Raw genomic sequence first — 23,141 nt, forward strand, 5'->3', positions numbered from 1 at the left:
GTATTATGGCGAAGGAAGAATTAGAGTGCTCTTTTTGCGGAAGGAAAAAACCGGAGACTAATTTATTAATTGCCGGTTTGGATGCGCATATCTGCGATAGATGTATAGAACAAGCGCACGGTATAGTCTTGGAAGAATCTAAACAAGAAGGTAATAAAGCATTAAGTAGCGAGTTAAAACTGCGTAAACCAAAAGCTATTAAAGACTTTTTAGATAGTTACGTTATTGGGCAAGAATACACCAAAAAAGTAATGTCTGTTGCGGTTTATAACCACTACAAACGTTTATTGCAACCGCAAGACGACGAGGAAATAGAAATTCAGAAAAGTAATATTGTAATGGTGGGTCAAACCGGTACGGGTAAAACTTTGGTGGCCAAAACTATTGCAAAAATGCTCAACGTGCCATTGGCAATTGTAGATGCAACGGTATTAACAGAAGCAGGTTATGTAGGAGAAGATGTAGAAAGCATCTTAACCAGATTATTACAAGCCGCAGATTATAATTTAGAAAAAGCGCAGCAAGGTATTGTCTTTATAGACGAAATAGATAAAATTGCGCGTAAAAGCGATAATCCTTCCATTACAAGAGATGTAAGTGGAGAAGGCGTGCAACAAGCTTTATTAAAACTTCTAGAAGGCACAACGGTAAATGTTCCGCCAAAGGGAGGAAGAAAACATCCAGACCAAAAGTTTATAGAAGTAGATACCAGCAACATTTTATTTATTGCCGGAGGAGCTTTTGACGGGATAGAGCGTAACATTTCCAAACGTCTTAACATGCAAGCTGTTGGTTATAGTGCTTCGCGCTCAGAAGACACTATAGAAAAAGATAATATGCTCAAATATATCATCCCAAAAGATTTAAAAGACTTTGGTTTGATACCCGAAATTATTGGGAGATTGCCGGTATTAACTTTTATGAATCCGTTAGACAAACCTACATTAAGACGTATTTTAACCGAGCCGAAAAACGCTTTGGTAAAACAATACAAAAAGCTTTTTGCTATGGATAATATCGAGCTGCATATTACAGATGGCGCTTTAGATTTTATTGTAGATAAAGCAGTAGAGTATAAATTGGGTGCTCGCGGTTTACGTTCTTTGTGTGAAGCAGTTTTAACAGACGCTATGTTCGAGTTGCCAGATACAGATACTACAGAACTTAAGGTAACCAAAGAATACACAGAAAAAGCCCTTAGCAAGTCTACTATTAAAAAATTGAAAGCGGTTTCTTAACAAATCATTTTTATTTTATACCTTAGGGAGCAAAACTAAATTTATGCGCATCGCTTATATTTTATTTTTGCTCCCTTTCTATGTTTTGGCCGGTTCTATAGAGCCTAAGATTACTCCCAAAAAAGTAACGCTTTATTTAGAAAAAGCACAAATACACGCCACTAGTAACTTTCATTTAAAAGCCGGTAGAACACAAGTCGTTTTTAAGCAGATCTCTTCTGAAGTTGACCCCGCGAGTATACAAGTTAAAGGTTTAGGCAAATTAAACCTACATTCTGTCAGTTTTCAAACTAATTATATAGAAAACAAAGACATTTCTACCCCATTAAAGAATTTTCAGCAGCAGCTGGATAAACTAAACAGAGAAAAAGCAGTACTTGAGTTTGAAAAAGATGGTTTAGAAAAAGAACTTTCTTTGCTAGAAGCTAATAAACACGTTAACAACGAAAAACAAAATTTAAGTGTAAATCAATTAGAGGCTTATACGGTTTTTTACCGAAATAAAACCACCAGTGTAAAAACCAAACAATACGATTTAAAAATAGCTTTAGAACAACTCTCAAAGAATATTCAGAACTTAAAAAAACAAATAAGTACTGCCAAAGCAGATGCCGAAAAACCCACAGGAGAAATTATTTTAGAGTTAGAAGCACCAAATGCACAAACAGCAACTTTAGAAATAAGCTATGTGGTAAACAATGCAGGTTGGTACCCAAGTTATGAAATTAAGTCTGAAAATCTTAATTCTAATCTTCAATTTGACTATAAAGCAAATGTTTATCAAGCTACGGGCCAAGATTGGGAAACAGTAAAAATTACCCTTTCTACGGGAAATCCTAACCTCTCTAATCAAAAACCAGAAGTTAAGCCGCATTACTTAAACTTTGTACGGTATAACTACAGCAAACCAAATTACAAGTCACAACCTAAATACCGCTATAATCCGGGAGTAGATTTTGTAAGAGGAAAAGTTACAGACAAAAGTGGCATGCCGTTGCCGGGTGTAAATGTAATAATACAAAATACCAGAGTAGGCACCCAAACAGATTTTGACGGGAATTATAGCTTAGAAATTCCTAACGGAAGAAAATTGTCTTTTAGTTCTGTTGGTTTTGACACCAAAGTTGTACCCATTTATAGCAGTCAGATAAACGTTAGTCTAAGCTCTGGAGCAGCTTTAGAAGAAGTGGTTGTTTCTGCCTTGGCCGATAGCAGATATAAAGAAGACGCAGAATATATCAGGCAGCCTGAAGTAAAAAAAGATATTGCTCTATCGCAAGTTCTTTTTGAGATTTCGAAACCTTATACTATTACTTCCAGTTCTGAAACTCAGATTATAAATATAGATCAATTCGAAATTCCTGCAAAATATCAACATTTCAGTGCTCCTTTGGTTAACCCGGAAGTTTATTTAACCGCCAGTGTAGAAGATTATGAACAATACGACATGTTGCCGGGAGATGCTAATATTTATTTTGATGGCAGTTATGCCGGCAAGGTGTTTTTAGACCCGCGTTTGGCAGAAAGTAAATTGCAGCTTAGTCTTGGTGTAGACCCTAGTATTATAGTAGAGCGCACGCGCGTTAATAATAAAAAAGATAAAAGCTTTTTTGGAAACACCTTAAAAGTTAACCGAAATTATACGCTTAAAATTAACAATCAAAAAAATAGACCTATAAATTTGAAACTTATAGACCGTATTCCGGTTTCGCAAAATGACGCGATTTCTATTGAAGATATAGATTACGGTCAAGCCGAATTAAACAAAGATACCGGTATTCTAACTTGGGAGTTAAAAATAGGAGCTTTAGAACAAACCGATAAAAAATTTTCTTATCAAGTAAACTATCCTAAAGGAAAAACCATCAACTTAGATTAAAGCCTTATTTGTCTTTAAAAATGATTACAATACTCAAATAAATTCCGCCTACGGCAGCCAATAAAAATAATAATATTGCTAGCCCGGGGTAACCAAAAATGCTAAAATCTGTAGGAACTTGCATTAGCATTGCGGCACCAATTATCATAGATGCTATAATTAATCCTAATGTAATGCGGTTGGCAACTTTTTGAAAACCTTGTGTAAGTTGGCGCTCGTCTAAGGCATCAATTTCCATTTTAAAAGAATTCTCTGCCAGATTTTTGGTTATTTGGTTTACACGCTGTGGTAAGTTTTCGCCCAGACGTTTTAATTCTAAAAGCACCCCAAAAAGATCTTCAGATTTTAACTCCTGCCACATTCTGCGTTGCATTATTTTTTTGGTATGGCGCTTTATAGCTTCGTGCAAATCGTAATGAGGGTCTAAAGCAGCAATAATCTGGTCGATATTCATTAAAACTTTTCCCAGTATGTTTATTTCCACCGGAAGGTGAATATTGTTGGTTACGGCAAAATGATTCATCTGTATTATTAACCTACCGGTTTTTAAATCTTGCGCTTCATAATTATCGCTTTCCAATAAAACTCTGCTAATTTTCTTTTCAAAAACCGCGATATCTGCATCTTCTTTCTTTTCGCTCATTTTTAGGAGCGTATTGGCTGTTTTTTCGCCGTTAAGCTGACTAATACCAAGAAGAAGTTCTAACAAGAAATTTCTCATTTTAGGGGTAAGTTTGGCCGCCATTCCTAAATCTATCAAAGCAAGCTTGCCGTCTTTGGTAAGTCTAATGTTACCGGGATGCGGATCTGCGTGTACAAAACCGTCTTCTATAATTTGCTTTAAATAAGCTTCTACCAGATTGTCTACCAAGATAGAATAATCTTCTTCCAGTTTCCGTAAAGGAGAAATATCTGTAACTTTTATGCCTTCTATGAACTCCATAGTAAGCACTTGTTGCGAAGAATAATCGGGTATAGGTTTTGGCACTTTCAGTTTTTCAAACTCTGATAAATTGCTGCGTAAACGCGAAAGGTTTTTTGCTTCATTTTCATAATCGAGCTCTTGAATTAAGACGTGCCGCAATTCTTCTAAAATATCGTCAAAAGCATATTGTTTTATTACTTTAGAGTGTTTTACGGCCATCTCTATAATTTCTTTCAGCGTATCTAAATCGTTTAGAAATTGCTCTTTTACACCGGGACGCCTAATTTTTACCGCTACTTTTTTACCGGAGATAAGAACTGCCTGATGCACTTGACCTATTGATGCAGAAGCCATGGGTTCTTTCTCAAAACTCTCAAAAGCTTTAGAAATACGAGTGCCTATCTCGTCTTCCACAATTTCGTGTATTTCTTCGTATGGAATTGCTTCTACATCGTCTTGCAAATCTGCTAAAGCTTCTAAATATGCATTGGGTAATAAATCTGGCCGTGTAGATAGAAGTTGACCTAATTTGACATAAGTAGGCCCCATACTTTTTAAATCGTCTACCAACTCTTTTGGACTGTGGTTAAATTCTTCCAGCTCTTCTTCGTTAGCATTATCCATTGCTTGGTTGGCGGTCTGTTTCATAAGATCGCTATTCCAATATTTTAGCATGAATTGAAAAAATTTTTGGTAGCGTGATAAATTAGAAATTTCCATAGACTTAGTTTACGAAATTTAAAGGTATATAATTTTTAGGCTCAAAATTGCTATTATCTTCTTAAAATAGTACAAAAAAAGCCTCGCTGCAAAGAGCGAGGCTACTACTAATTGGTAAACTAAATTAATTTGGTTTACATCATTCCGGGCATTCCGCCACCCATTCCTTGTGGCATTCCGCCGCCGCCGGCGTTATCTTCTTCCGGTAAGTCTATTAACGCACATTCTGTGGTTAAAATCATTCCGGAAACAGAAGCTGCGTTTTCTAAAGCAATTCTGGTAACTTTTTTAGGGTCTATAATACCAGCTTTTAACAAGTCTACGTAAGTTTCGCTTTTAGCATCGTAGCCAAAACCTTTTTTACCTTCTAGTACTTTGTTAATAACCACAGAACCTTCGCCACCTGCGTTTTCTACAATAATTCTAAGCGGTGCTTCTATAGCACGACTTACAATTTGTATTCCGGTAGCTTCATCGTTATTGTCTGCTTTTAGTTTTTCTAAAACAGCAATTGCGCGTACTAAAGCTACACCACCACCTGCAACAATACCTTCTTCTACGGCAGCTCTTGTAGCGTGAAGTGCATCGTCTACACGATCTTTTTTCTCTTTCATTTCTACTTCAGAAGCAGCACCAACATAAAGTACGGCAACCCCGCCAGCCAACTTGGCTAAACGCTCTTGCAACTTCTCTTTGTCATAATCTGAAGTTGTACTTTCTATTTGTGCTTTTATCTGGTTAATGCGAGCTTTGATGCTATCATCATCTCCAGCGCCGTTTACAACCGTTGTATTATCTTTATCTATGCTCACTTTTTCTGCAGTTCCTAACTGGTCTATGGTAGCATTTTCTAAAGTAAAGCCTCGTTCTTCAGAGATTACGGTACCACCGGTTAAGATTGCAATATCTTCTAACATTGCTTTTCTGCGGTCTCCAAAGCCTGGCGCTTTAACAGCAGCAATTTTTAAAGAACCTCTTAGTTTATTTACCACCAAAGTAGCTAAAGCTTCGCCGTCTACGTCTTCTGCAACAATTAGTAAGGGTTTTCCGCTTTGTGCAACCGGCTCTAAAATTGGCATTAAATCCTTCATTGTAGAGATTTTCTTATCGAAAATCAAAATGTAAGGATTCTCCAAATCTGTTGTCATTTTTTCGCTATCAGTAACAAAATAAGGAGAAAGGTAACCTCTGTCAAACTGCATTCCTTCTACAACATCTACATAGGTTTCTGTTCCTTTAGCTTCCTCTACAGTAATAACTCCTTCTTTACCAACTTTTCCAAAAGCTTGTGCAATTAGGTCGCCAATTACTTCGTCGTTATTGGCAGAGATAGAAGCTACTTGCTTAATTTGTTCTGAAGAACTCCCTACTTCTTTGGTTTGCTTTTCTAGTTCTTTGGTAATAGCTATAACTGCTTTATCTATTCCTTTTTTAAGTTCCATTGGGTTAGCACCCGCTGCAACGTTTTTTAAGCCTTCTTTTACAATTGCTTGCGCCAAAACGGTTGCAGTTGTAGTACCGTCACCGGCCAAATCGTTGGTTTTGGAAGCTACTTCTTTTACCATTTGCGCTCCCATATTTTCTAACTTGTCTTCTAGCTCTATTTCTTTTGCTACAGAAACCCCATCTTTGGTAACTACAGGAGCTCCAAAAGATTTGCTAATAATAACGTTTCTGCCGCGTGGGCCTAAAGTAACTTTTACTGCGTTGGCTAAGGCGTCTACACCGCGTTTAATGCCGTCGCGTGCTTCTATATCAAATTTTATATCTTTTGCCATAATTTTATTTTTTTAGTTTAGTGAATTGTTGTGGAGTCGACTTATAGTATTCCTAAGATTTCGTCTTCTCGCATGATTAAGTAATCCTTTCCGTCTAATTTTAATTCTGTACCAGAGAATTTTCCGTAAAGCACTTTATCTCCTTCTTTTACGGTCATATCATGTTTTTTGGTGCCTTTACCAGCGGCAACTACTTTTCCGTGTTGAGGTTTCTCTTTGGCAGAATCCGGAATGTAGATTCCCGAAGCGGTTTTGGTTTCTGCTGCTTCTGGCTCTACCACAACTCTGTCGGCTAAAGGTTTAAAATTTAATCCCATTTGTGTGTGTATTTTAATTAATATTATTTTTAATAGTCTTCTTGGGTATTTCGAAAAGTATGCCATTGCTGTTTTTCTGCCAGATTACAAATAAAAAATGCCAACTTGTCACTGCAAGTTGGCATGTTATTTTTTAAGCAAAAGCTAGTTTTACTCGCTTTCTTGACCTTCTGTAGTAGTGGCCGGCGGTAAGTTTTGTGTATTGGTTTCTGGTAAAGTGGTTGGTGTGTTTTCGTCTATAATTCTAGATTCGCGGGTTGCGCCTCCATCCATAATAGCTACGTTAGAAAGTAAGATTAAAACCAATAACACAGTAGCTAAGGTCCATGTACTTTTATCTAAGAAATCTGTTGTTTTCTTTACACCACCCATTTGCTGTGTGCCTCCGCCACCAAAAGAAGAAGACAAGCCACCACCTTTAGGGTTTTGTACCATAATAACTACTACCAGCAAAAATGCTACGATAACGATAAGAACTAAAAATATTGTAAACGTACTCATTAACTTTTATTTTTCTTGCAATTTTTTAATTGCGCGGATTTGGTCTGCAAATAAACTACTTTTTTCGGGATTTTTCAAAATTAATATGTTATAAGCTTGAATTGCTTTCTCATAATTTTTCTGTTCTAAATATACCCGCGCCAAAGTTTCGGTCATTAACTCTTGGCTAGGTTGGTTTTTCTCTAAAGAAACCGGAGGAAAAGTTTTTTCTTTAGACGGTTTTATTTTTGGATTGTTTGCAATAAAATTATCGATTAAATCAAAATTTTCGTCTTTTTTCTTATCGGAGTTTTTTGGAGAAATAGCTTCCTTTTCTTCCGCCAAGGGTTTTACTTTAGTTAGTTGCAACCACTGGGCAAAAGAGTGTTCTTCTTTTTTATCGAATTCTAAAGGCGCACCAATAGCAGAATTTTTATCCTCCTTACGGTTTTCTTTATTTGTTTCTTCTTTTATTGCCGGCGAAAATAAATTGGGATCTAAAATTTTATTTGCTTCCTGAGCGTTCATGGCAATCTCATTTTCCTGCGCTTTTTCAGAAAAATGATTATTGGTAATTTGCTTTGCTATGCTTTGTTGGGTAAACTCTTTAGAAGTGATAAAATCAAACAAAACGGCGCGGTCTGTAGTATGGGCAGCGGTTACTTTTAAAGCTTGATTATAAGAAAAAGAACGGTGCATTTTAATGCCTTTTAATTGCATTGCTCGCGCTGCTTGAAAATAGGGGTAAGCTTCTACCAAAGTATCCAGCTCGTTGGTTTGCTCTGCATCCAAACTGCTGTTTTGCGATAATATAGATAGAAATGCTTCCTTGTTCATTACCAGCCGGTTAAGGATTTATTAAAAATCTCTTGGGTTATTTTAGAATAAATTTCTTCCAATGCCGTGTCTAAAGTGCCGCCAACCAATTGTTGTGTAGCAGGATAATCGTAATAGTGAGAGAAACGTTGTTCAAAATCTTTCTCAGGATCTAAGTTGTTATAAAAACGCACATTTATAGCTATAGTTAGGCGGTTTTGCGCTGCTTGACTGTCTGCTGTGGCTGTCATTGGAGCAATATAGTATCGTGTAATTTCGCCTTCGTAAACCAAATCGCCATTTTGATTGGTAAGACCTAAACTGGTTTGACTTTGTATTAAATCTTGCAATTCTAAAGTAAAGGTTCTGTCTATCCCCGGCTCTACAATATCTGCGTTGTTACGGAAATAATTAACTTGAAAGGTTTTTGCATTTCCTATATCTGCTCCCGATAAAGAATAAACACCGCAACTGCTTAAAAGCAAAAACAAGGGCGCAACAAATACTATAATTTTTAATTTTAGCTTAGCCATTACAAGTCGTATTGTTTTATTTTTCGGTAAAGGGTGCGTTCGCTTATGCCTAATTCGTCTGCGGCAGCTTTTCGTTTGCCATCGTGACGTTCTAAAGATTTTTTAATAAGCTCTAACTCTTTATCTTGTAAAGACAAGGTTTCTTCTTCTTCAATATCTTCCGCAAAGCTATATTTATCTGTAGTTTCTTTGTTTTCGTGCAGGTTTTTTTCAGGAATTTGCAGTACTTCCATTTTTTCATCCAGCTCTTCTTCAAAGTTTTCTTGCTCTTTGTCGTCGCCGTAAATTTTATTGATTAAGGATTGGTGGTCTTCTTGTGCTTCTTCCAAATTACCGCTTTGAATCAATTTTAACGTCAGGTTTTTTAAATCGTTCAAATCGTTTTTCATATCAAAAAGAACCTTGTACAAGATTTCACGTTCGTTAGCAAAATCGCTTTCTTTTTTCTGCTCTTTTACTACTGCAGGGAGGTTGCTGCCCATTTCTGGTAAATAACCAGACAAGGTTTCTTTAGAAATGCTGCGCTCTTTTTCTAACACCGAAATCTGCTCGGCAATATTGCGCAACTGGCGTACATTTCCGGTCCACCGGTATTTTAAAAGCAATTCTTTAGCGCCTTCTTCTAAGCGAATGGACGGCATTTTATATTTTAAAGCAAAGTCTGAGGAAAACTTCCTAAACAATAAATGTATATCTTCTTTTCTTTCCCGAAGCGGTGGCAAATGAATCTCTACTGTGCTAAGGCGATAATATAAATCTTCTCGAAATTTCTCTTTTTTTATGGCTTCAAACATATTTACGTTGGTAGCCGCTACAATACGCACGTTGGTTTTTTGCACTTTAGAAGAACCAACTTTTATAAACTCGCCGTTTTCTAGCACACGCAATAAACGTACTTGGGTGGTGAGTGGTAACTCGCCAACTTCGTCTAAAAAAATAGTGCCGCCATCTGCAACTTCAAAATAGCCACTACGCGTTTGGGTGGCGCCGGTAAAAGCACCTTTTTCATGCCCAAAAAGTTCACTGTCTATTGTGCCTTCGGGAATTGCGCCACAGTTTACGGCAATATATTTGCCGTGCTTGCGGTGAGAAAGAGAGTGTATAATTTTAGGAAGACTTTCTTTTCCTACGCCACTCTCGCCGGTTACCAAAACAGAAATATCTGTAGGCGCAACTTGTATGGCTTTTTCTATGGCGCGGTTTAAACCCGGATCGTTGCCAATAATTTCAAATCGTTGCTTTATAGCTTGTAAAGACTCCATAAGTAAACCTTAAATTGCTTAGTTGTTATCTGAATATCCTACGGCTTCTCCCATTAAAGTCGCACTGGTACAATCTGTTATTTTTACATTTACAAAATCACCAACTTTATACTTCCCTTTAGGGAAAACCACCATTGTATTTTGCGTGTTTCTACCGCTCCATTCTTGGTCAGATTTCTTAGATTCTTTCTCTATTAAGATTTCCTCTATTTTACCAAGATGTTGTTGCGTACGGTAAGCCGAATGTTCTCGTTGTAACTGAATAACCTCTTGCAATCTGCGTTTTTTAACTTCTTCGGGTACATCGTCTTCCATTTTTCTTTCTGCCGATGTTCCCGGTCTTTCTGAATATGCAAACATAAACCCAAAGTCATATTTTACATATTCCATTAAAGAAAGCGTGTCTTGATGGTCTTCTTCTGTTTCTGTAGGAAAACCGGTCATCATATCTTGCGAGATTGCACATTCTGGTAATATTTTGCGAATGTTATCTATCAACTCAAAATATTCTGCTCGCGTGTGCAAACGGTTCATCTTTTTCAAAATGCGATCGCTACCGCTTTGCACCGGTAAATGTACGTATTTACAGATGTTTTTATGTTTAGCCATAGTTTCTATAACGTCTAGCGTCATATCTTGCGGATTGGACGTAGAGAAACGTATACGCATTTTTGGTTGCGCTTTTGCTACCATATCTAACAGATTGGCAAAATTTACTGCAGTTGCTTTTTGCATTTCGGTAGCTTTGGCAAAATCTTTTTTAAGTCCGCCGCCATACCATAAATAAGAATCTACATTTTGACCTAACAAAGTAATTTCTTTAAAACCTTTTGCAGCCAAATCGTTTACTTCTTTTACAATACTTAGCGGATCTCTACTGCGTTCTCGGCCACGTGTAAAAGGTACCACACAAAATGTACACATATTATCGCAACCGCGGGTAATAGAAACAAAAGCAGTTACACCATTGCTTTGTAAACGCACCGGCGAAATATCGCCATAGGTTTCTTCTTTAGAAAGTATAACGTTTACGGCATTACGGCCATCTTCTACTTCGCTAATTAAATTTGGTAAATCTTTATAAGCATCTGGGCCAACAACCAAGTCTACTATTTTTTCTTCTTCTAAAAATTTACTTTTTAGACGTTCTGCCATACAGCCCAAAACGCCAACTTTCATTTTTGGGTTGTGTCTTTTTACGGCATTGTATTTTTCTAAACGTTTACGAACGGTTTGTTCTGCTTTTTCGCGAATAGAACAAGTGTTTACCAAAACCAAATCTGCTTCATCTAGCTTTTGCGTAGTGTTAAAACCTTCTTTGGCCAAAATAGAAGCAACAATCTCGCTATCGCTAAAGTTCATTTGACAACCGTAACTTTCTATAAATAATTTTTTTGTATTGGCTTTATTTTCTTCTAAAACAAGAGATTCGCCTTGTTTGCTTTCGTCAATAACCTTCTCCATAATCCTATTTGTACTAACTAATTTAAAGCGCAAATATACAAGTAAAATGAATTGCTGACAAACTGACAGCATGAAGATTTTAAATTAAAAAGCAAGAACCACTTCCGTAAAGAAAATTTTAAAAATACCTTAAGTTTTTCACGCCTTTATTTTTTATAGTTTTGGCGTTCTAAAGATTGCTTTATCTATTTAAAAAGAATTTTGTGTTTTTTGGGTTTTTTACGGAAGAGCATAGGGCATTTAAAATATAATCTTGAAGGAATTTATAGTTGTTTTATTGGTGATATGCTTTTGCGGAAAAAGTTTTGGGCAGGAAGACAAAAAAAAGTCAGACAGCACCAAACAGGATAGTATTGGTTTTTATGAAAAAATAGAAAACTACTCACAAAAAAGAAAACTAACCGAAGTTTTACACCAATGGATTTTTAGAGGGAAAGAGCCTAAGAAAAATAAACACGAGAAGGCCGCTCCAAGTCCCGATTACACACCTTACTCCGGAAAAGTTATTAGAAATGTTATTATAAAAACCAAAGATCCTTTTGGTTATTCTATTAACGATACTACAGAGAAACCTACCAAATGGTTAGAAAAGACTGGAAACCATATTCATATCAAATCTAAAGATATGGCTATTCGTAAATACCTTTTGATAGAAAAAGGACAGACTTTAGATACATTATTAATACAGGAAACCGCCAGGCTTTTAAGAAAGCAAGATTACATTCGTAGAGTGGGGGTTTTTCCTAAGCCAATTGGTCCAAACAGCGATTCTTTAGATATTCTCGTAGAGGTTTTAGATTCTTGGAGTCTTATTCCTAAAGGAAGTTTTTCTGATTCTCGTACAAGATTAGGTCTGCGCGAACGTAATTTTTTTGGTACCGGCCATCGCTTAAATTTACGCTACGCCAAGCGGTACCAAGATGGCAATACCGGTTACGAAATGATTTATACCATACCCAATATTCAGAATTCGTTTGTTAACGCTACCGGAAAATATGCCTACGATGTAGACAGTTATTACGATCATTTTTTTGCTATAAACCGTGAGTTTTACTCGCCATTGGCGCGTTGGGCGGGTGGAGCTTTTGTGCAAAACCGCTTTTTACACCGGCTTTTTCCTAATGGGGATGCTGAGTTTGTTAACCAAGATTTTAAATTTTTGTACCACGATTATTGGGCAGCTTATTCTTTTAAAATTTTTGAAGGAAAATCTAAACAAGAACGCAGCACCAATTTAATAGTAGGTTTACGCTCTTTTTTTCTGAATTATGATGAGTCGCCGGCTCCGGAGTATGACGAGATTAATTACTTTTCAGACGAGCGTTTTTATTTGGCCAGCCTTGGTTTGGCGTCTCGACAATTTGTAAAAGACCGATTTATTTTTAGAGATGGCGAAACAGAAGATGTGCCAATTGGTAGTCTTTATACATTTACTACCGGGGTGCAACGCAAAAACCAAAACAACCGGTTATATATGGGGGTGCGAGCTTCGTATGGTAATTATTTTGATTGGGGTTTTTTAAGCGGAAATATAGAATTGGGTAGTTTTTTTGAAGCTACACAACCCGAGCAAACCACCCTTAGCGTTAAAGCAAATTACTTTAGCAATCTTTTAGATTTAGGTCGCGGCTGGAAAATGCGCCAGTTTGTAAAACCGCAAATTGTGCTTGGTTTTAACAGGCTAAACTCTATAGGAGATCGTTTAGGGCTTAACGAAAGTGCTTATTTTACTGGCGTAAATAGTTATGAGTATGTAGACTATTATAACAAACATAAATACGTAGATTATAGAAACGGTAATATTAATGGCTTTAGAAGCGAGGCAACTGGTACAAAGAAATATGTAGTAGATTTTCAGACGCAATTTTACTCACCGTGGAATTTTTTAGGATTTCGGTTTAATCCTTTTGTACATGCAAGTTTTGGTGTGTTAACCGGCGGCGAACATAGCTATGCGAGCAATAAATTGTATTCTTCCTACGGAGCAGGGTTTATTATTCGTAACGATTATTTGGTGTTCGATTCTTTTCAGCTTTCGTTTTCTTTTTACCCTTCTATGCCCGGTCAAGGCCGAAATATTTTTTCTGTAAATAACTTTAGAAGTGAAGATTTTGGTTTTCAGGGTTTTAAATTTGATGAGCCCCGGCCGGTGATTTATGAGTAGGCTTCTATAAAATTGCTGCTGGTTAACTACAATCTTATTTTTTTCTTATCTTTTGGGTATGAAACCATTTGTATATATATGCTTTTTTGTTGGTTTAACTTGTTTTCCGCAAAGGCAGGATAAAACAGCAAATTATTATATAGAAAGTTAGTTGGTGCAATGGGATAAAAATGATAATCTGTTAAGGTTTACCACCGTTTTATTGCAAGATATTAGTCCGTCAGAAGTGCAAAAATTATTTTCTTTGCCCAAAGAGGTTTACAACCATAATAGGTTTTTGCAGCTTTATGTACGTGATTATTCAGGTTTAAATTCCGTAAAGAAAAAAGATATAGAGGCTATTTCTGTATACGACTTTACGGAAACTATAGCGCATAAGTATTAACGTGAATTTGATATAACAATTTAGGATCTTTTAGTTCTTTTTCTTCAGTATAGCTAAGCTTTTCCGTAAAGAATTTTTGAAGCCTTGGAAAAAATTTAGGAAAGGCTTAGCGGTTTTTCGCTATAAGCGAAAAAATACCTAAGAAAAAGCGTCTTTTCTTTTGGTTCGTTTTCTTTGGACGAGCAAAGAAAATGAACAAAGCTTCTTTAAGTGCAAGCTTCCTATCGATTAATAAATTTTTCAGTTAAAAAGCTTAGATCGAACTGAGGTTATTACATTAATGACAGCGGTAATTTTAAATTGTCTCCAAAATATACCACTAAATTTACACAACCTATAAAATGCGAATGGTATGAAAAACTGTTTATGATAGAAACGCTCGCTAAAAACACCGATAAAAATCCGGCCTTAATTATAATTCACGCTAATAGGCTTCCCAATAAACAAAAGAATGATTTGGCAGATAGATTTCGCGAATTCATTGCTTCTTATGCGCCAACAAAAGAAAATAAAAAATATAAAAAGCTGCGTGCTGCTTACGACAAGAGCTACATTAATAAGGTAGAATTGGTGAAAACTGACACGATTTTTATATTAAAAAAATAGAAATCAAAAATTTCATATACTTTTGCACTCACAAATATTTTGAAGTATGGCGAAGAATTTAGTGATAGTAGAGTCACCGGCAAAAGCAAAAACCATCGAAAAGTTTTTGGGTAAAGACTATAAAGTAGCTTCCAGTTTTGGGCATATAGCAGATTTACCCACCAAAGAATTGGGCGTAGATGTAGAAAAAGATTTTAAACCTAAATACGTTGTTAGCAAAGACAAAAAAGATGTCGTAAGCAAATTGCGAAAATTGGCTTCTAAAATGGAAACCGTTTGGTTGGCGAGTGATGAAGATAGAGAAGGAGAGGCTATTGCTTGGCACTTGGCAGAAGAGTTAAATCTAGCCAAAGACAAAACTAAACGTATTGTTTTTCACGAAATTACCAAAAAAGCTATTTTAAAAGCGATAGAAAATCCGCGAGAGATAGATTATAATTTGGTAAATGCGCAACAAGCCAGACGCGTTTTAGACCGATTGGTTGGCTATGAGCTTTCTCCGGTATTATGGCGTAAGGTAAAAGGCGGTCTTTCTGCCGGGCGGGTGCAATCTGTTTCGGTGCGGCTTATTGTAGAGCGTGAGCGTCAAATTCTAGATTTTGAGACGACTGGCAGTTATAGAATAGATGCCGAGTTTTCTACACAAGAAGGAAAAAGCTTTAAAGCAAAAATTCCTAAAAATTTTAAAACCAAAAAAGAGGCAGAAGAGTTTCTGCAACAAAATATTGGTGCCAGTTATACAGTAGCAGATTTAACTAAAAAACCTGCAAAAAAGACGCCTGCGCCGCCATTTACAACTTCTACTTTACAGCAAGAAGCAGCCAGAAAATTATACTTTTCCGTAAGTAAAACCATGACAATGGCACAACGGCTATACGAAGCTGGTCATATTACTTATATGAGAACAGATAGTGTAAACCTTTCCGATCAGGCAAAGCAAGGAGCTGCACACGAAATTAATTCCGCTTACGGCGAAAAATATTTAAAAGCCAGAAATTATAAAGGTAAGTCAAAAGGCGCGCAAGAAGCACACGAAGCTATTCGGCCTACGCATTTTGAAAACCACAGCGTTCCGGCAGATCGCGATCAGCAGCGTTTATATGAGTTGATTTGGAAACGTGCCATTGCTTCGCAAATGAGCGATGCGCAATTAGAACGTACCAATGTAAAAATTGAAGCAGATAAACACAACAAGCAATTTACTGCTAACGGAGAGATTTTAAAATTTGATGGTTTTTTAAAAGTTTACCTAGAAAGTACAGATGAAGAGGAAGAAGAGCAAGCAGGATTACTTCCGAAAATGAAGGTAAACGATGCGCTTAAAAATAGATACATTACTGCAACAGAACGATTTACCAGACCGCCGTCCAGATATACAGAAGCTTCTTTGGTAAAAAAATTAGAAGAACTTGGTATTGGGCGCCCGTCTACTTATGCACCAACAATTTCTACTATTCAAAACAGAAAATATATAGAAAAAGGTTCTGTAGAAGGCAAAGAACGTAAATATGCAAAGTTCACTTTAAAAGCCGATAAAGTTTCAGAAAAAACACTTACAGAAATGGTGGGTGCAGACAAAGGGAAACTTATCCCAACAGATGTAGGAATGGTGGTTAACGACTTTTTAGTGCAGCATTTTAGCAATATTCTTGATTATAATTTTACCGCAAAAGTAGAGCAAGATTTTGATGATATTGCAGAAGGAAATGAAAAGTGGACCAAAATGATGAACGAGTTTTATAACGAGTTTCATCCTACGGTAAAAGATGTTGAAAAAAATGCAGAACGAGAAGTTGGCGAACGCGTTTTGGGAGAAGATCCCAAAACCGGAAAACCGGTAAGCGCACGCTTGGGTAAATTTGGTCCAATGGTGCAAATAGGTTCTGTAGAAGACGAAGAAAAACCACAATTTGCCAGTTTAGGACCAGATCAGACTCTATCAAATATCACTTTTGAACAAGCGATGGATTTGTTTAAACTTCCTAAAGAGGTTGGGGAATATAAAGGAGAAAAAGTAGAGGTAAATAATGGGCGTTACGGCCCCTATGTAAAATATGGTAAAAAATACGTTTCTTTAGATAAAGGAGAAGACCCCTTAGATGTTTCTTTAGACAGAGCTTTAGAATTAATTAAAGCAAAAGAAAAGGCAGATGCGCCCATTTATAATTACGAAGGTAAAGACGTGCAAAAAGGTGTTGGTAGATTTGGTCCCTATCTAAAATGGAACGACATTTTTATAAACGTAAATAAGAAATATGATTTCGATAACTTGTCAGAAGACGATATTGTAGAACTCATAGAAGATAAGAAGAAAAAAGAACGCGAAAAGTTAATTCACCATTGGGAAGAAGAAGGCATAAAGGTTGAAAAAACCCGTTGGGGGAGAAGTAAAATAACCAAAGGCCGTACAAAAGTTGAATTACCTAAAACCGTAGATGCTAAAAAATTAACCTTGGCGGAAGTAAAAGAACTGCTGGAAAAGAAATCCGGTAAAAAGAAAACTACCAAGAAAAAAGCTTCCGCAAAGAAAAAATCTTCTAAAAAGAAATCTTAATGGAATTTGATTTTTTAAAGTCCGTAAAATCGGAAATCTTTGAAGAAGCGCAAAAACAACATCCCGATACACTTGGCAAACGAACTCATTTTAATACATCAGAAGAAGACCTGCCAAATTTAGATGGTGTAAACATTGCAATTTTCGGAGTTTTAGAAAATAGACAATCGGTAAAAAACACCGATTCCAGGTTTGATTTTGATAAACTTCGCGAAGAATTTTATAAATTATTTGCTGGAAATTGGGATATTCAAATAGCAGATTTGGGAGATATTGCTCCCGGAGATAGTGTAGAAGATACTTATTATGCGGTTCAAAAACTCAATAATTACCTTATAAACCGTAAAATCTTGCCAATTATGTTAGGCGGCAGTCAAGACTTGGTTTATGCACAATACAGAGCCTATGATGATTTTGGCAGAATGGTCAATTTTGTCAATATAGACGCCTGTTTCGACTTTGGCGATACAGAGCAAAGCATTAATAGTAAGTCTTACGTAGGCAAGATGGTTGTAGACAGACCGTACAATTTATTTAATTATGCCAACATAGGTTATCAAACCTATTTTAACGCGCAAAGCGAAATAGATTTAATAGATAAACTCTTTTTTGAAGCTTATAGATTAGGTGATATAGCCGGTAATTTAAAATTGGCAGAACCCGTTTTGCGAGACGCAGATTTTGTGGCTATAGACGTAAATAGCATAGCTTCTGAAAATATTTTAGGAAGTTTTGCTTCTCCCAATGGTTTTAATAATAGAGAGATATGCGCTATATCGCGCTATGCAGGTATAAGTGACAAAGTGAGTTCGTTTGGTATTTATCATATAGAAAATTTGGATTTTTCGAAAAATAATTTTATGTTGCTCTCCCAAATTTTATGGTATTTTATTGAAGGAGTAAATTATCGAAAAAATGAACAGCAAGTTAATTCTTCAAAAAAATCGTTAATAACTTACAAGGTCCCCATTAATGACGACATTCTAAGCTTTTATAAAAGTGAACTTTCTGGAAGATGGTGGGTAGAAATACCTTTTTCTGACACTGTTAACAATAAGTTAAGAAAAAACACGTTATTGCCTTGTAGTTATGAAGATTATTTAGAAGCTTGCAATCAGAATATTCCTGAGAGATGGTTTAAAGCTAAAATGAAAAACGAAATTTAAATTAGTTAAAAAAGAAACGATCTTAGGTATTTTTGATAAAAAAATTGTTTTTTTACAAATTAATAAATAGGTTTACGCCCTTTAAATAAGATTATCTTAACCTTATTATAGTTATGAGAAAAATTTTTGTTATTGTTGCTGTAGCTTCTTTCCTAGCCAGTTGTGGTGGGGGGGACCGCGGGCAACTTGTTGGAGTAGAAGGTAAAAAATGGCATCCAGAAAAGCCTTACGGAATGACAATTGTTCCGGGGGGTTCATTTATCATGGGTAAATCTGATGATGATGTTGCTGGTTTGAAAGATGCTCCAACCAAAACGGTTACTGTTCGTTCTTTTTATATGGATGAAACCGAAGTTACCAATAGTGAGTACAGACAATTCGTAAACTGGGTAAGAGATTCTACCATTAGACAAATGTTGGCAGAAGAAGCAGAATTTGCCGGAGGCGGAGGAACCCAGGCTCCAGCGGGTCAACGTGGTGCTAGTGGCGCGTCTATTCAAGATTTTGCTTTTAAAGGGTCAGACCCAAACAATAATAACGCTAACCCTAACGATCCAAATGCTAATCAATCTGCTTACGAGCAGTACTCAATACATTTTGATCCTACAAATCAACGTTTAAACTGGGATCCTGAAATTATTACAAAAACTTCTGAATATCCAGATGAGCCTTATGTGCGTGTGATGGATGAAATTTATCTACCGCCAGATGAGTCTTATAATGGGCAGCGTCTTATGGATGTTACTAAATTTAAGTATAGCTATAAGACCATGAATATTCAAGCTGCGGCACGCGGAGAGGGTAAAAGGTCAGACTTTATTCAAGAAGAGGAAGTGGAAGTTTATCCAGATACTACTGTATGGATTAAGGATTTTAACTACTCTTATAACGAGCCAATGCACAACGATTACTTCTGGCATACTGCTTATGATAATTATCCGGTAGTGGGGGTTTCTTGGAAACAAGCAAAAGCTTTTTGTGACTGGAGAACACTTTACCATAATGCAGATAGAAGCGAAAGAGGTTTGCATAATGTAAACACCTATAGATTGCCATCGGAAGCAGAGTGGGAATATGCCGCTCGAGGCGGATTGCAGTCGGCTACCTATCCTTGGGGAGGTCCTTACTCCAAAGACGATAGAGGTTGCTTTTTAGCAAACTTTAAGCCGTTGAGAGGGGATTATGCGGCAGATCAAGCTTTATATACCGTAGAGGCAGAATCTTTTGAAGCAAATGGTTACGGTTTATATAATATGGCCGGGAATGTTGCAGAATGGGTGGATTCTTCATATGATCCTTCTTCTTATGAGTTTTATTCTTCTATGAACCCAAATGTTAATAATGAAAATGATGCGCGTAAAGTAGTGCGTGGCGGTTCTTGGAAAGACGTAGCCTACTTCTTAGAAGTAAGTACCAGAGATTATGAATATGCAGATTCTGCAAGAAGCTACATTGGCTTTAGAACTGTACAAGATTACCTAGGAAACGATTTAACCCTAAATGAACCTAGACGCTAATTAACAGTGTAATTAACTTAACTCAAATAAATCAAACTTAACTTAAACAATTAAAACTTAAATTATGGCAAAAGCTAAAAAATCAAAGAAAATAATGAATATGGTATATGGCCTTGGTGCGGCAGTTGTAATTCTAGGTGCACTTTTTAAAATTATGCACTGGCCATTTGGTAACGAAATGCTTATCTTAGGGTTGGTAACAGAAGCATTAGTTTTTACCATTTCTGCCTTTGAGCCAGCAGATAATGAACTAGATTGGTCTTTAGTCTACCCAGAGTTAGCCGGAGGGCAAACTAGAACAAAACCTGCTAAATCTGAAGAACCTAAAGAAGCAGAAGGAATGTTGTCTAAGAAATTAGATAAAATGTTAAAAGAAGCCAAGATAGATGGTGCGTTAATGGCTAGTTTAGGAGATAGTATCAAGAATTTTGAAGGTGCTGCAAAAAATATTCAGCCGACGGTAGATGGTATGGCTTCTCAAAAGAAATATAGCGAAGAATTAAGTCTTGCTGCGTCTCAAATGGAATCTTTAAACAATTTGTATAAAGTACAAGTAGAATCTGCTAGTGAGCAGGCTAAGGTTAATAAAGCTGTTGCAGAAAACGCCGGTAAATTACATAAAGAAATGGAATCGTTAACTTCTAACCTTTCTTCACTTAACAATGTTTATGGTGGTATGTTAACAGCGATGCGTCCTAACGCCTAGTCCATATTTACAACAAGTAATTTTATAAATAAATAAAAAACTAAACCAGAATATGGCATCAGGAAAGGAAACTCCAAGACAGAAGATGATTAACTTGATGTATTTGGTATTCATCGCGATGATGGCGCTAAATATGTCTAAGGAAGTTCTTACTGCTTTTGGAATGATAAATCAAAGTTTAGCAGAAGCTAACGAGACAACAGCTGAACGAAACGAGGCTTTTATGGCCGGATTAGCACAAAAGGCTTCTGAGCAACCGGAGCAGTATAAGCCGTTACAAGACAAAGCACAAAAAGTAGAAAGTGTTTCTAAAGATTTGAACAACTATATTGCAAATTTGAAGCAAGGAGCGTTAGAAGCGGGAAGTTATGAGAACGATGAAGGAGAGTTGCAGTACGAAACTATGGATAAAACACAATATTTTGATGAAAAGTTTTACCAAAGTAAAGTAACAAAAGACGGACAAGAGTTTTTAGACGAAATAGAATCGTATAAAAATCAAATGCTTCAGTTAGTGCAAGGTCTAGAAGGATCAAGTTATAGAAGTATTGAAGCTACAATTAAAGAAAAATTTGATATTAGCGATGTAACGAATAGCGAAGGGGTTACTAAACCTTGGATTAACTATAACTTTGTTGGTTTCCCAATAATCGCTTCTTTAACCAAATTAACCCAAATGCAAAACGACATCAAAACGGTAGAAAACCAATTGTTGTCTGCAATGTTACAAGGAGAGCAAGCAAGTCAGTTATCTATGAGTAACTATCAAGCAATGGTTGTTCCGGATAAATCTGCTTTCTTTAGTGGCGAGAACTTTACAGGTAAAATTGTATTGGGGCGTTATGATAATTCACTTACCTTTGATAAAGTAACTATTAACGGAGAAGAAGTAGAGGCAGGAACAGGAAATGTAGCCTTAGATTTCCCCGCAGGTAACGTTGGAGAACAAAAAATAGAAGGAGAGTTACAATTTCAAGAAGGTGACTCAACCGTAACTTTACCAATTAGTGATTCTTATGCGGTAATTCCTAAACCTAATGCAGCAGTAATTTCTGCAGATAAGATGAATGTAGTTTACCGTGGTGTAAAAAACCCAATGACTATTTCTATTCCAGGTGTACCATCTGTAAGTGCTAGTGCACCAGGTTTGGCTAAGACAGGTTCTTCTAGCTACGTTATGGATGTTACCAACGTAAAGGCAAAAGACGTAACTATTAGAGTAAATGGCGAATTGCCAAACGGAGAGCCGGTATCAGATAGTAAGAAATTCAGAATTAAAGAAATTCCAAGACCGGTAGGTATTGTTGCTGGTCGTGATGGTTCTGGTGGGGCGTTAAGAATGCCGCGAGGAACGGTTGCGGTTGCACAAGTAAATGCATCTTTACCAGACTTTGTTTTCGATTTAAATTTAAATGTAACCAGTTTTAAGTTTCAAGTAGTAGGAAAACCAATTGTTAACGTAGCAGGAAATAGATTGAACGGTACCGCAAAAGCGCAATTACAAGGAGCGCCAAGAGGAGCGGTAATTACAATTTTTGATATTAAAGCTAAAATACAAGGAAACTCTTCGTATACTTTACCAAGAATTTCACCGGTACTAATTGAGCTTACAGATTAAAATAAATAATATGATGAATAAGCAAATTTATTCTTTGTTGGTAACAGGATTACTGTTCGTAGGAGCAGCAAATGCGCAAGCAGATATCCTTAATGCCAAAAGCGTAGATAGTTTGAACAGTGAAGAAACAGAAACTATAAACGAACACGATAAACCGTTAGATTATGGTTATGTAGATGATAGAGATGTGCTTTGGGCAAAAACAGTTTGGGAGTTTATCGACCTTAACCAAAGAGTAAATTTTCCACTGTACTACCCGTTAGACGAGACGCCTACAAGACGTTCTTTGTTTACGGTAATTACAGATGCGATTCAAAAAGATAGTTTAAATATCTATAACGATTCCTATTTTATGCAAAAGTTTTCGCGCGATCAATTACAAGATAACTTGAAAGCACGACAAATTACAAATGTAGGTATCGAGGCCATGAACCAAGGTAAACCAGAAGACTCTTTGAGTGTAGGTTTAGGTGAAGTGGTAGAATCTGAATTAAATCCTGAAGATGTTGTAGGTTATAACGTTAGAGGCTATTGGTATTTTGATAAGCGTCAAGGAGAATTGCGTTATCGTTTACTAGGCTTAGCCCCTATGGTTACCTCAGCACAAGGGAAAGCGCAAATTTCAATGGCACAGATTAATGGTGATAACCTTTCTGACGAGCAGAAAAAAGCTATGTTGGCGCCGGTAGAGTTATTTTGGGTGTTTTATCCAGAACTGCGCCCGGCCTTGCATAAAGCAAAAGTGTTTAACAGAAATAATACGGCTAGACCTTTGAGTTTTGACCATTTGTTAAATGCAAGACGTTTTGATGCAGTAATCTATCGAGAAGACAACGTTCAAGGTGATCGTCAAATCGAAGATTATGTTGCAGACAACGCTTTAATGCAACTGTTAGAATCGCAAAGAATAAAAGAATCTATCCGCAATTTCGAATCGGATATGTGGAATTATTAAGTTTATTCATTAGCAGTAATATTAGTAACGCCCTTTTTTAAAAAAGGGCGTTTTTTAT

At 36.5% G+C, this 23,141-nt stretch carries 19 protein-coding genes; 11 read left to right on the forward strand and 8 right to left on the reverse strand.

The window, feature by feature from the left end:
* Positions 1 to 5 precede the first annotated feature (5 nt).
* Both clpX and FKR84_RS03955 read left to right on the forward strand, forming a co-directional pair.
* On the forward strand, positions 6 to 1,238 hold the full coding sequence (clpX, locus tag FKR84_RS03950) for an ATP-dependent Clp protease ATP-binding subunit ClpX (protein WP_141420902.1): 1,233 nt from the start codon (positions 6 to 8) through the stop codon (positions 1,236 to 1,238).
* A gap of 43 nt (positions 1,239 to 1,281) precedes the next feature.
* On the forward strand, positions 1,282 to 3,117 hold the full coding sequence (locus tag FKR84_RS03955) for a DUF4139 domain-containing protein (RefSeq protein ID WP_141420903.1): 1,836 nt from the start codon (positions 1,282 to 1,284) through the stop codon (positions 3,115 to 3,117).
* 4 nt (positions 3,118 to 3,121) lie between these two features.
* On the opposite strand, the gene FKR84_RS03960 is transcribed toward FKR84_RS03955, so the two are convergent.
* The 8 genes from FKR84_RS03960 to miaB all read right to left on the reverse strand — a co-directional run bounded on the left by FKR84_RS03960 (position 3,122) and on the right by miaB (position 11,412).
* Positions 3,122 to 4,717: an ABC1 kinase family protein gene (locus FKR84_RS03960; RefSeq protein ID WP_233357657.1), complete on the reverse strand. Its 1,596-nt coding sequence runs from the start codon at positions 4,715 to 4,717 to the stop codon at positions 3,122 to 3,124.
* A gap of 179 nt (positions 4,718 to 4,896) precedes the next feature.
* A complete protein-coding gene (groL, locus tag FKR84_RS03965) occupies positions 4,897 to 6,540 on the reverse strand; it encodes a chaperonin GroEL (protein WP_141420905.1) in 1,644 nt (547 codons plus the stop codon).
* A gap of 41 nt (positions 6,541 to 6,581) precedes the next feature.
* Positions 6,582 to 6,857, reverse strand: coding sequence for a co-chaperone GroES (locus FKR84_RS03970; RefSeq protein WP_141420906.1), 276 nt, complete (start codon positions 6,855 to 6,857; stop codon positions 6,582 to 6,584).
* Between the two features lie 150 nt (positions 6,858 to 7,007).
* On the reverse strand, positions 7,008 to 7,358 hold the full coding sequence (gene secG, locus FKR84_RS03975; RefSeq protein WP_141420907.1) for a preprotein translocase subunit SecG: 351 nt from the start codon (positions 7,356 to 7,358) through the stop codon (positions 7,008 to 7,010).
* A 6-nt stretch (positions 7,359 to 7,364) separates the two neighbouring features.
* Positions 7,365 to 8,174, reverse strand: a complete 810-nt coding sequence (locus FKR84_RS03980; RefSeq protein ID WP_141420908.1) for a hypothetical protein — start codon at positions 8,172 to 8,174, stop codon at positions 7,365 to 7,367.
* A complete protein-coding gene (locus FKR84_RS03985) occupies positions 8,174 to 8,686 on the reverse strand; it encodes an LptE family protein (RefSeq protein WP_141420909.1) in 513 nt (170 codons plus the stop codon). The genes FKR84_RS03980 and FKR84_RS03985 overlap by 1 nt, the downstream gene beginning before the upstream one ends.
* Entirely contained in the window at positions 8,686 to 9,948 is a 1,263-nt protein-coding gene (locus tag FKR84_RS03990) for a sigma-54 interaction domain-containing protein (RefSeq protein WP_141420910.1), read from the reverse strand. Before FKR84_RS03990 ends, FKR84_RS03985 begins: the two co-directional genes overlap by 1 nt.
* 18 nt (positions 9,949 to 9,966) lie before the next feature.
* On the reverse strand, positions 9,967 to 11,412 hold the full coding sequence (miaB, locus tag FKR84_RS03995; RefSeq protein WP_141420911.1) for a tRNA (N6-isopentenyl adenosine(37)-C2)-methylthiotransferase MiaB: 1,446 nt from the start codon (positions 11,410 to 11,412) through the stop codon (positions 9,967 to 9,969).
* Between the two features lie 253 nt (positions 11,413 to 11,665).
* Here miaB and FKR84_RS04000 point away from each other — a divergent pair, with 253 nt between their 5' ends.
* From FKR84_RS04000 to porN, 9 genes are all read left to right on the forward strand, one after another.
* Positions 11,666 to 13,576, forward strand: coding sequence for a BamA/TamA family outer membrane protein (locus FKR84_RS04000; protein WP_233357658.1), 1,911 nt, complete (start codon positions 11,666 to 11,668; stop codon positions 13,574 to 13,576).
* Positions 13,577 to 13,730: 154 nt separating this feature from the next.
* Positions 13,731 to 13,961 (forward strand): hypothetical protein, encoded by a 231-nt coding sequence (locus tag FKR84_RS04005; protein ID WP_141420912.1) that lies wholly within the window; start codon positions 13,731 to 13,733, stop codon positions 13,959 to 13,961.
* A gap of 366 nt (positions 13,962 to 14,327) precedes the next feature.
* Positions 14,328 to 14,567: a hypothetical protein gene (locus FKR84_RS04010; protein WP_141420913.1), complete on the forward strand. Its 240-nt coding sequence runs from the start codon at positions 14,328 to 14,330 to the stop codon at positions 14,565 to 14,567.
* Between the two features lie 46 nt (positions 14,568 to 14,613).
* Positions 14,614 to 17,121 (forward strand): type I DNA topoisomerase, encoded by a 2,508-nt coding sequence (gene topA, locus FKR84_RS04015; RefSeq protein WP_141420914.1) that lies wholly within the window; start codon positions 14,614 to 14,616, stop codon positions 17,119 to 17,121.
* Positions 17,121 to 18,287, forward strand: a complete 1,167-nt coding sequence (locus FKR84_RS04020) for a formimidoylglutamase (RefSeq protein ID WP_141420915.1) — start codon at positions 17,121 to 17,123, stop codon at positions 18,285 to 18,287. The genes topA and FKR84_RS04020 overlap by 1 nt, the downstream gene beginning before the upstream one ends.
* A 113-nt stretch (positions 18,288 to 18,400) precedes the next feature.
* Positions 18,401 to 19,804 (forward strand): T9SS ring complex lipoprotein PorK/GldK, encoded by a 1,404-nt coding sequence (gene porK, locus FKR84_RS04025; protein ID WP_141420916.1) that lies wholly within the window; start codon positions 18,401 to 18,403, stop codon positions 19,802 to 19,804.
* 64 nt (positions 19,805 to 19,868) lie between these two features.
* Complete coding sequence (porL, locus tag FKR84_RS04030; RefSeq protein WP_141420917.1) at positions 19,869 to 20,510, forward strand: type IX secretion system motor protein PorL/GldL; 642 nt, start codon at positions 19,869 to 19,871, stop codon at positions 20,508 to 20,510.
* A 52-nt stretch (positions 20,511 to 20,562) separates the two neighbouring features.
* Positions 20,563 to 22,128 carry a type IX secretion system motor protein PorM/GldM gene (gene porM, locus FKR84_RS04035; RefSeq protein WP_141420918.1) on the forward strand — a complete coding sequence of 522 codons (1,566 nt, stop codon included), beginning with the start codon at positions 20,563 to 20,565 and terminating at the stop codon, positions 22,126 to 22,128.
* Between the two features lie 10 nt (positions 22,129 to 22,138).
* Positions 22,139 to 23,083 (forward strand): type IX secretion system ring subunit PorN/GldN, encoded by a 945-nt coding sequence (gene porN / locus FKR84_RS04040; protein ID WP_317129101.1) that lies wholly within the window; start codon positions 22,139 to 22,141, stop codon positions 23,081 to 23,083.
* Positions 23,084 to 23,141: the final 58 nt, after the last annotated feature.

It is taken from the genome of Haloflavibacter putidus, assembly GCF_006546625.1.
GTDB classification, from domain to species: domain Bacteria; phylum Bacteroidota; class Bacteroidia; order Flavobacteriales; family Flavobacteriaceae; genus Mesonia; species Mesonia putida.

What these genes read in the sequence shown, in the direction of transcription:
- FKR84_RS03980 (WP_141420908.1), bottom strand. Translation starts at nt 8,174, where the DNA reads ATGAACAAGGAAGCATTTCTATCTATATTATCGCAAAACAGCAGTTTG.
- FKR84_RS04020 (WP_141420915.1), top strand. Translation starts at nt 17,121, where the DNA reads ATGGAATTTGATTTTTTAAAGTCCGTAAAATCGGAAATCTTTGAAGAA.
- FKR84_RS03985 (WP_141420909.1), bottom strand. Translation starts at nt 8,686, where the DNA reads ATGGCTAAGCTAAAATTAAAAATTATAGTATTTGTTGCGCCCTTGTTT.
- FKR84_RS03990 (WP_141420910.1), bottom strand. Translation starts at nt 9,948, where the DNA reads ATGGAGTCTTTACAAGCTATAAAGCAACGATTTGAAATTATTGGCAAC.
- secG (WP_141420907.1), bottom strand. Translation starts at nt 7,358, where the DNA reads ATGAGTACGTTTACAATATTTTTAGTTCTTATCGTTATCGTAGCATTT.
- FKR84_RS03970 (WP_141420906.1), bottom strand. Translation starts at nt 6,857, where the DNA reads ATGGGATTAAATTTTAAACCTTTAGCCGACAGAGTTGTGGTAGAGCCA.
- porM (WP_141420918.1), top strand. Translation starts at nt 20,563, where the DNA reads ATGGCATCAGGAAAGGAAACTCCAAGACAGAAGATGATTAACTTGATG.
- topA (WP_141420914.1), top strand. Translation starts at nt 14,614, where the DNA reads ATGGCGAAGAATTTAGTGATAGTAGAGTCACCGGCAAAAGCAAAAACC.
- porL (WP_141420917.1), top strand. Translation starts at nt 19,869, where the DNA reads ATGGCAAAAGCTAAAAAATCAAAGAAAATAATGAATATGGTATATGGC.
- miaB (WP_141420911.1), bottom strand. Translation starts at nt 11,412, where the DNA reads ATGGAGAAGGTTATTGACGAAAGCAAACAAGGCGAATCTCTTGTTTTA.
- clpX (WP_141420902.1), top strand. Translation starts at nt 6, where the DNA reads ATGGCGAAGGAAGAATTAGAGTGCTCTTTTTGCGGAAGGAAAAAACCG.
- FKR84_RS03955 (WP_141420903.1), top strand. Translation starts at nt 1,282, where the DNA reads ATGCGCATCGCTTATATTTTATTTTTGCTCCCTTTCTATGTTTTGGCC.
- FKR84_RS03960 (WP_233357657.1), bottom strand. Translation starts at nt 4,717, where the DNA reads ATGCTAAAATATTGGAATAGCGATCTTATGAAACAGACCGCCAACCAA.
- porN (WP_317129101.1), top strand. Translation starts at nt 22,139, where the DNA reads ATGATGAATAAGCAAATTTATTCTTTGTTGGTAACAGGATTACTGTTC.
- groL (WP_141420905.1), bottom strand. Translation starts at nt 6,540, where the DNA reads ATGGCAAAAGATATAAAATTTGATATAGAAGCACGCGACGGCATTAAA.
- FKR84_RS04010 (WP_141420913.1), top strand. Translation starts at nt 14,328, where the DNA reads ATGATAGAAACGCTCGCTAAAAACACCGATAAAAATCCGGCCTTAATT.
- porK (WP_141420916.1), top strand. Translation starts at nt 18,401, where the DNA reads ATGAGAAAAATTTTTGTTATTGTTGCTGTAGCTTCTTTCCTAGCCAGT.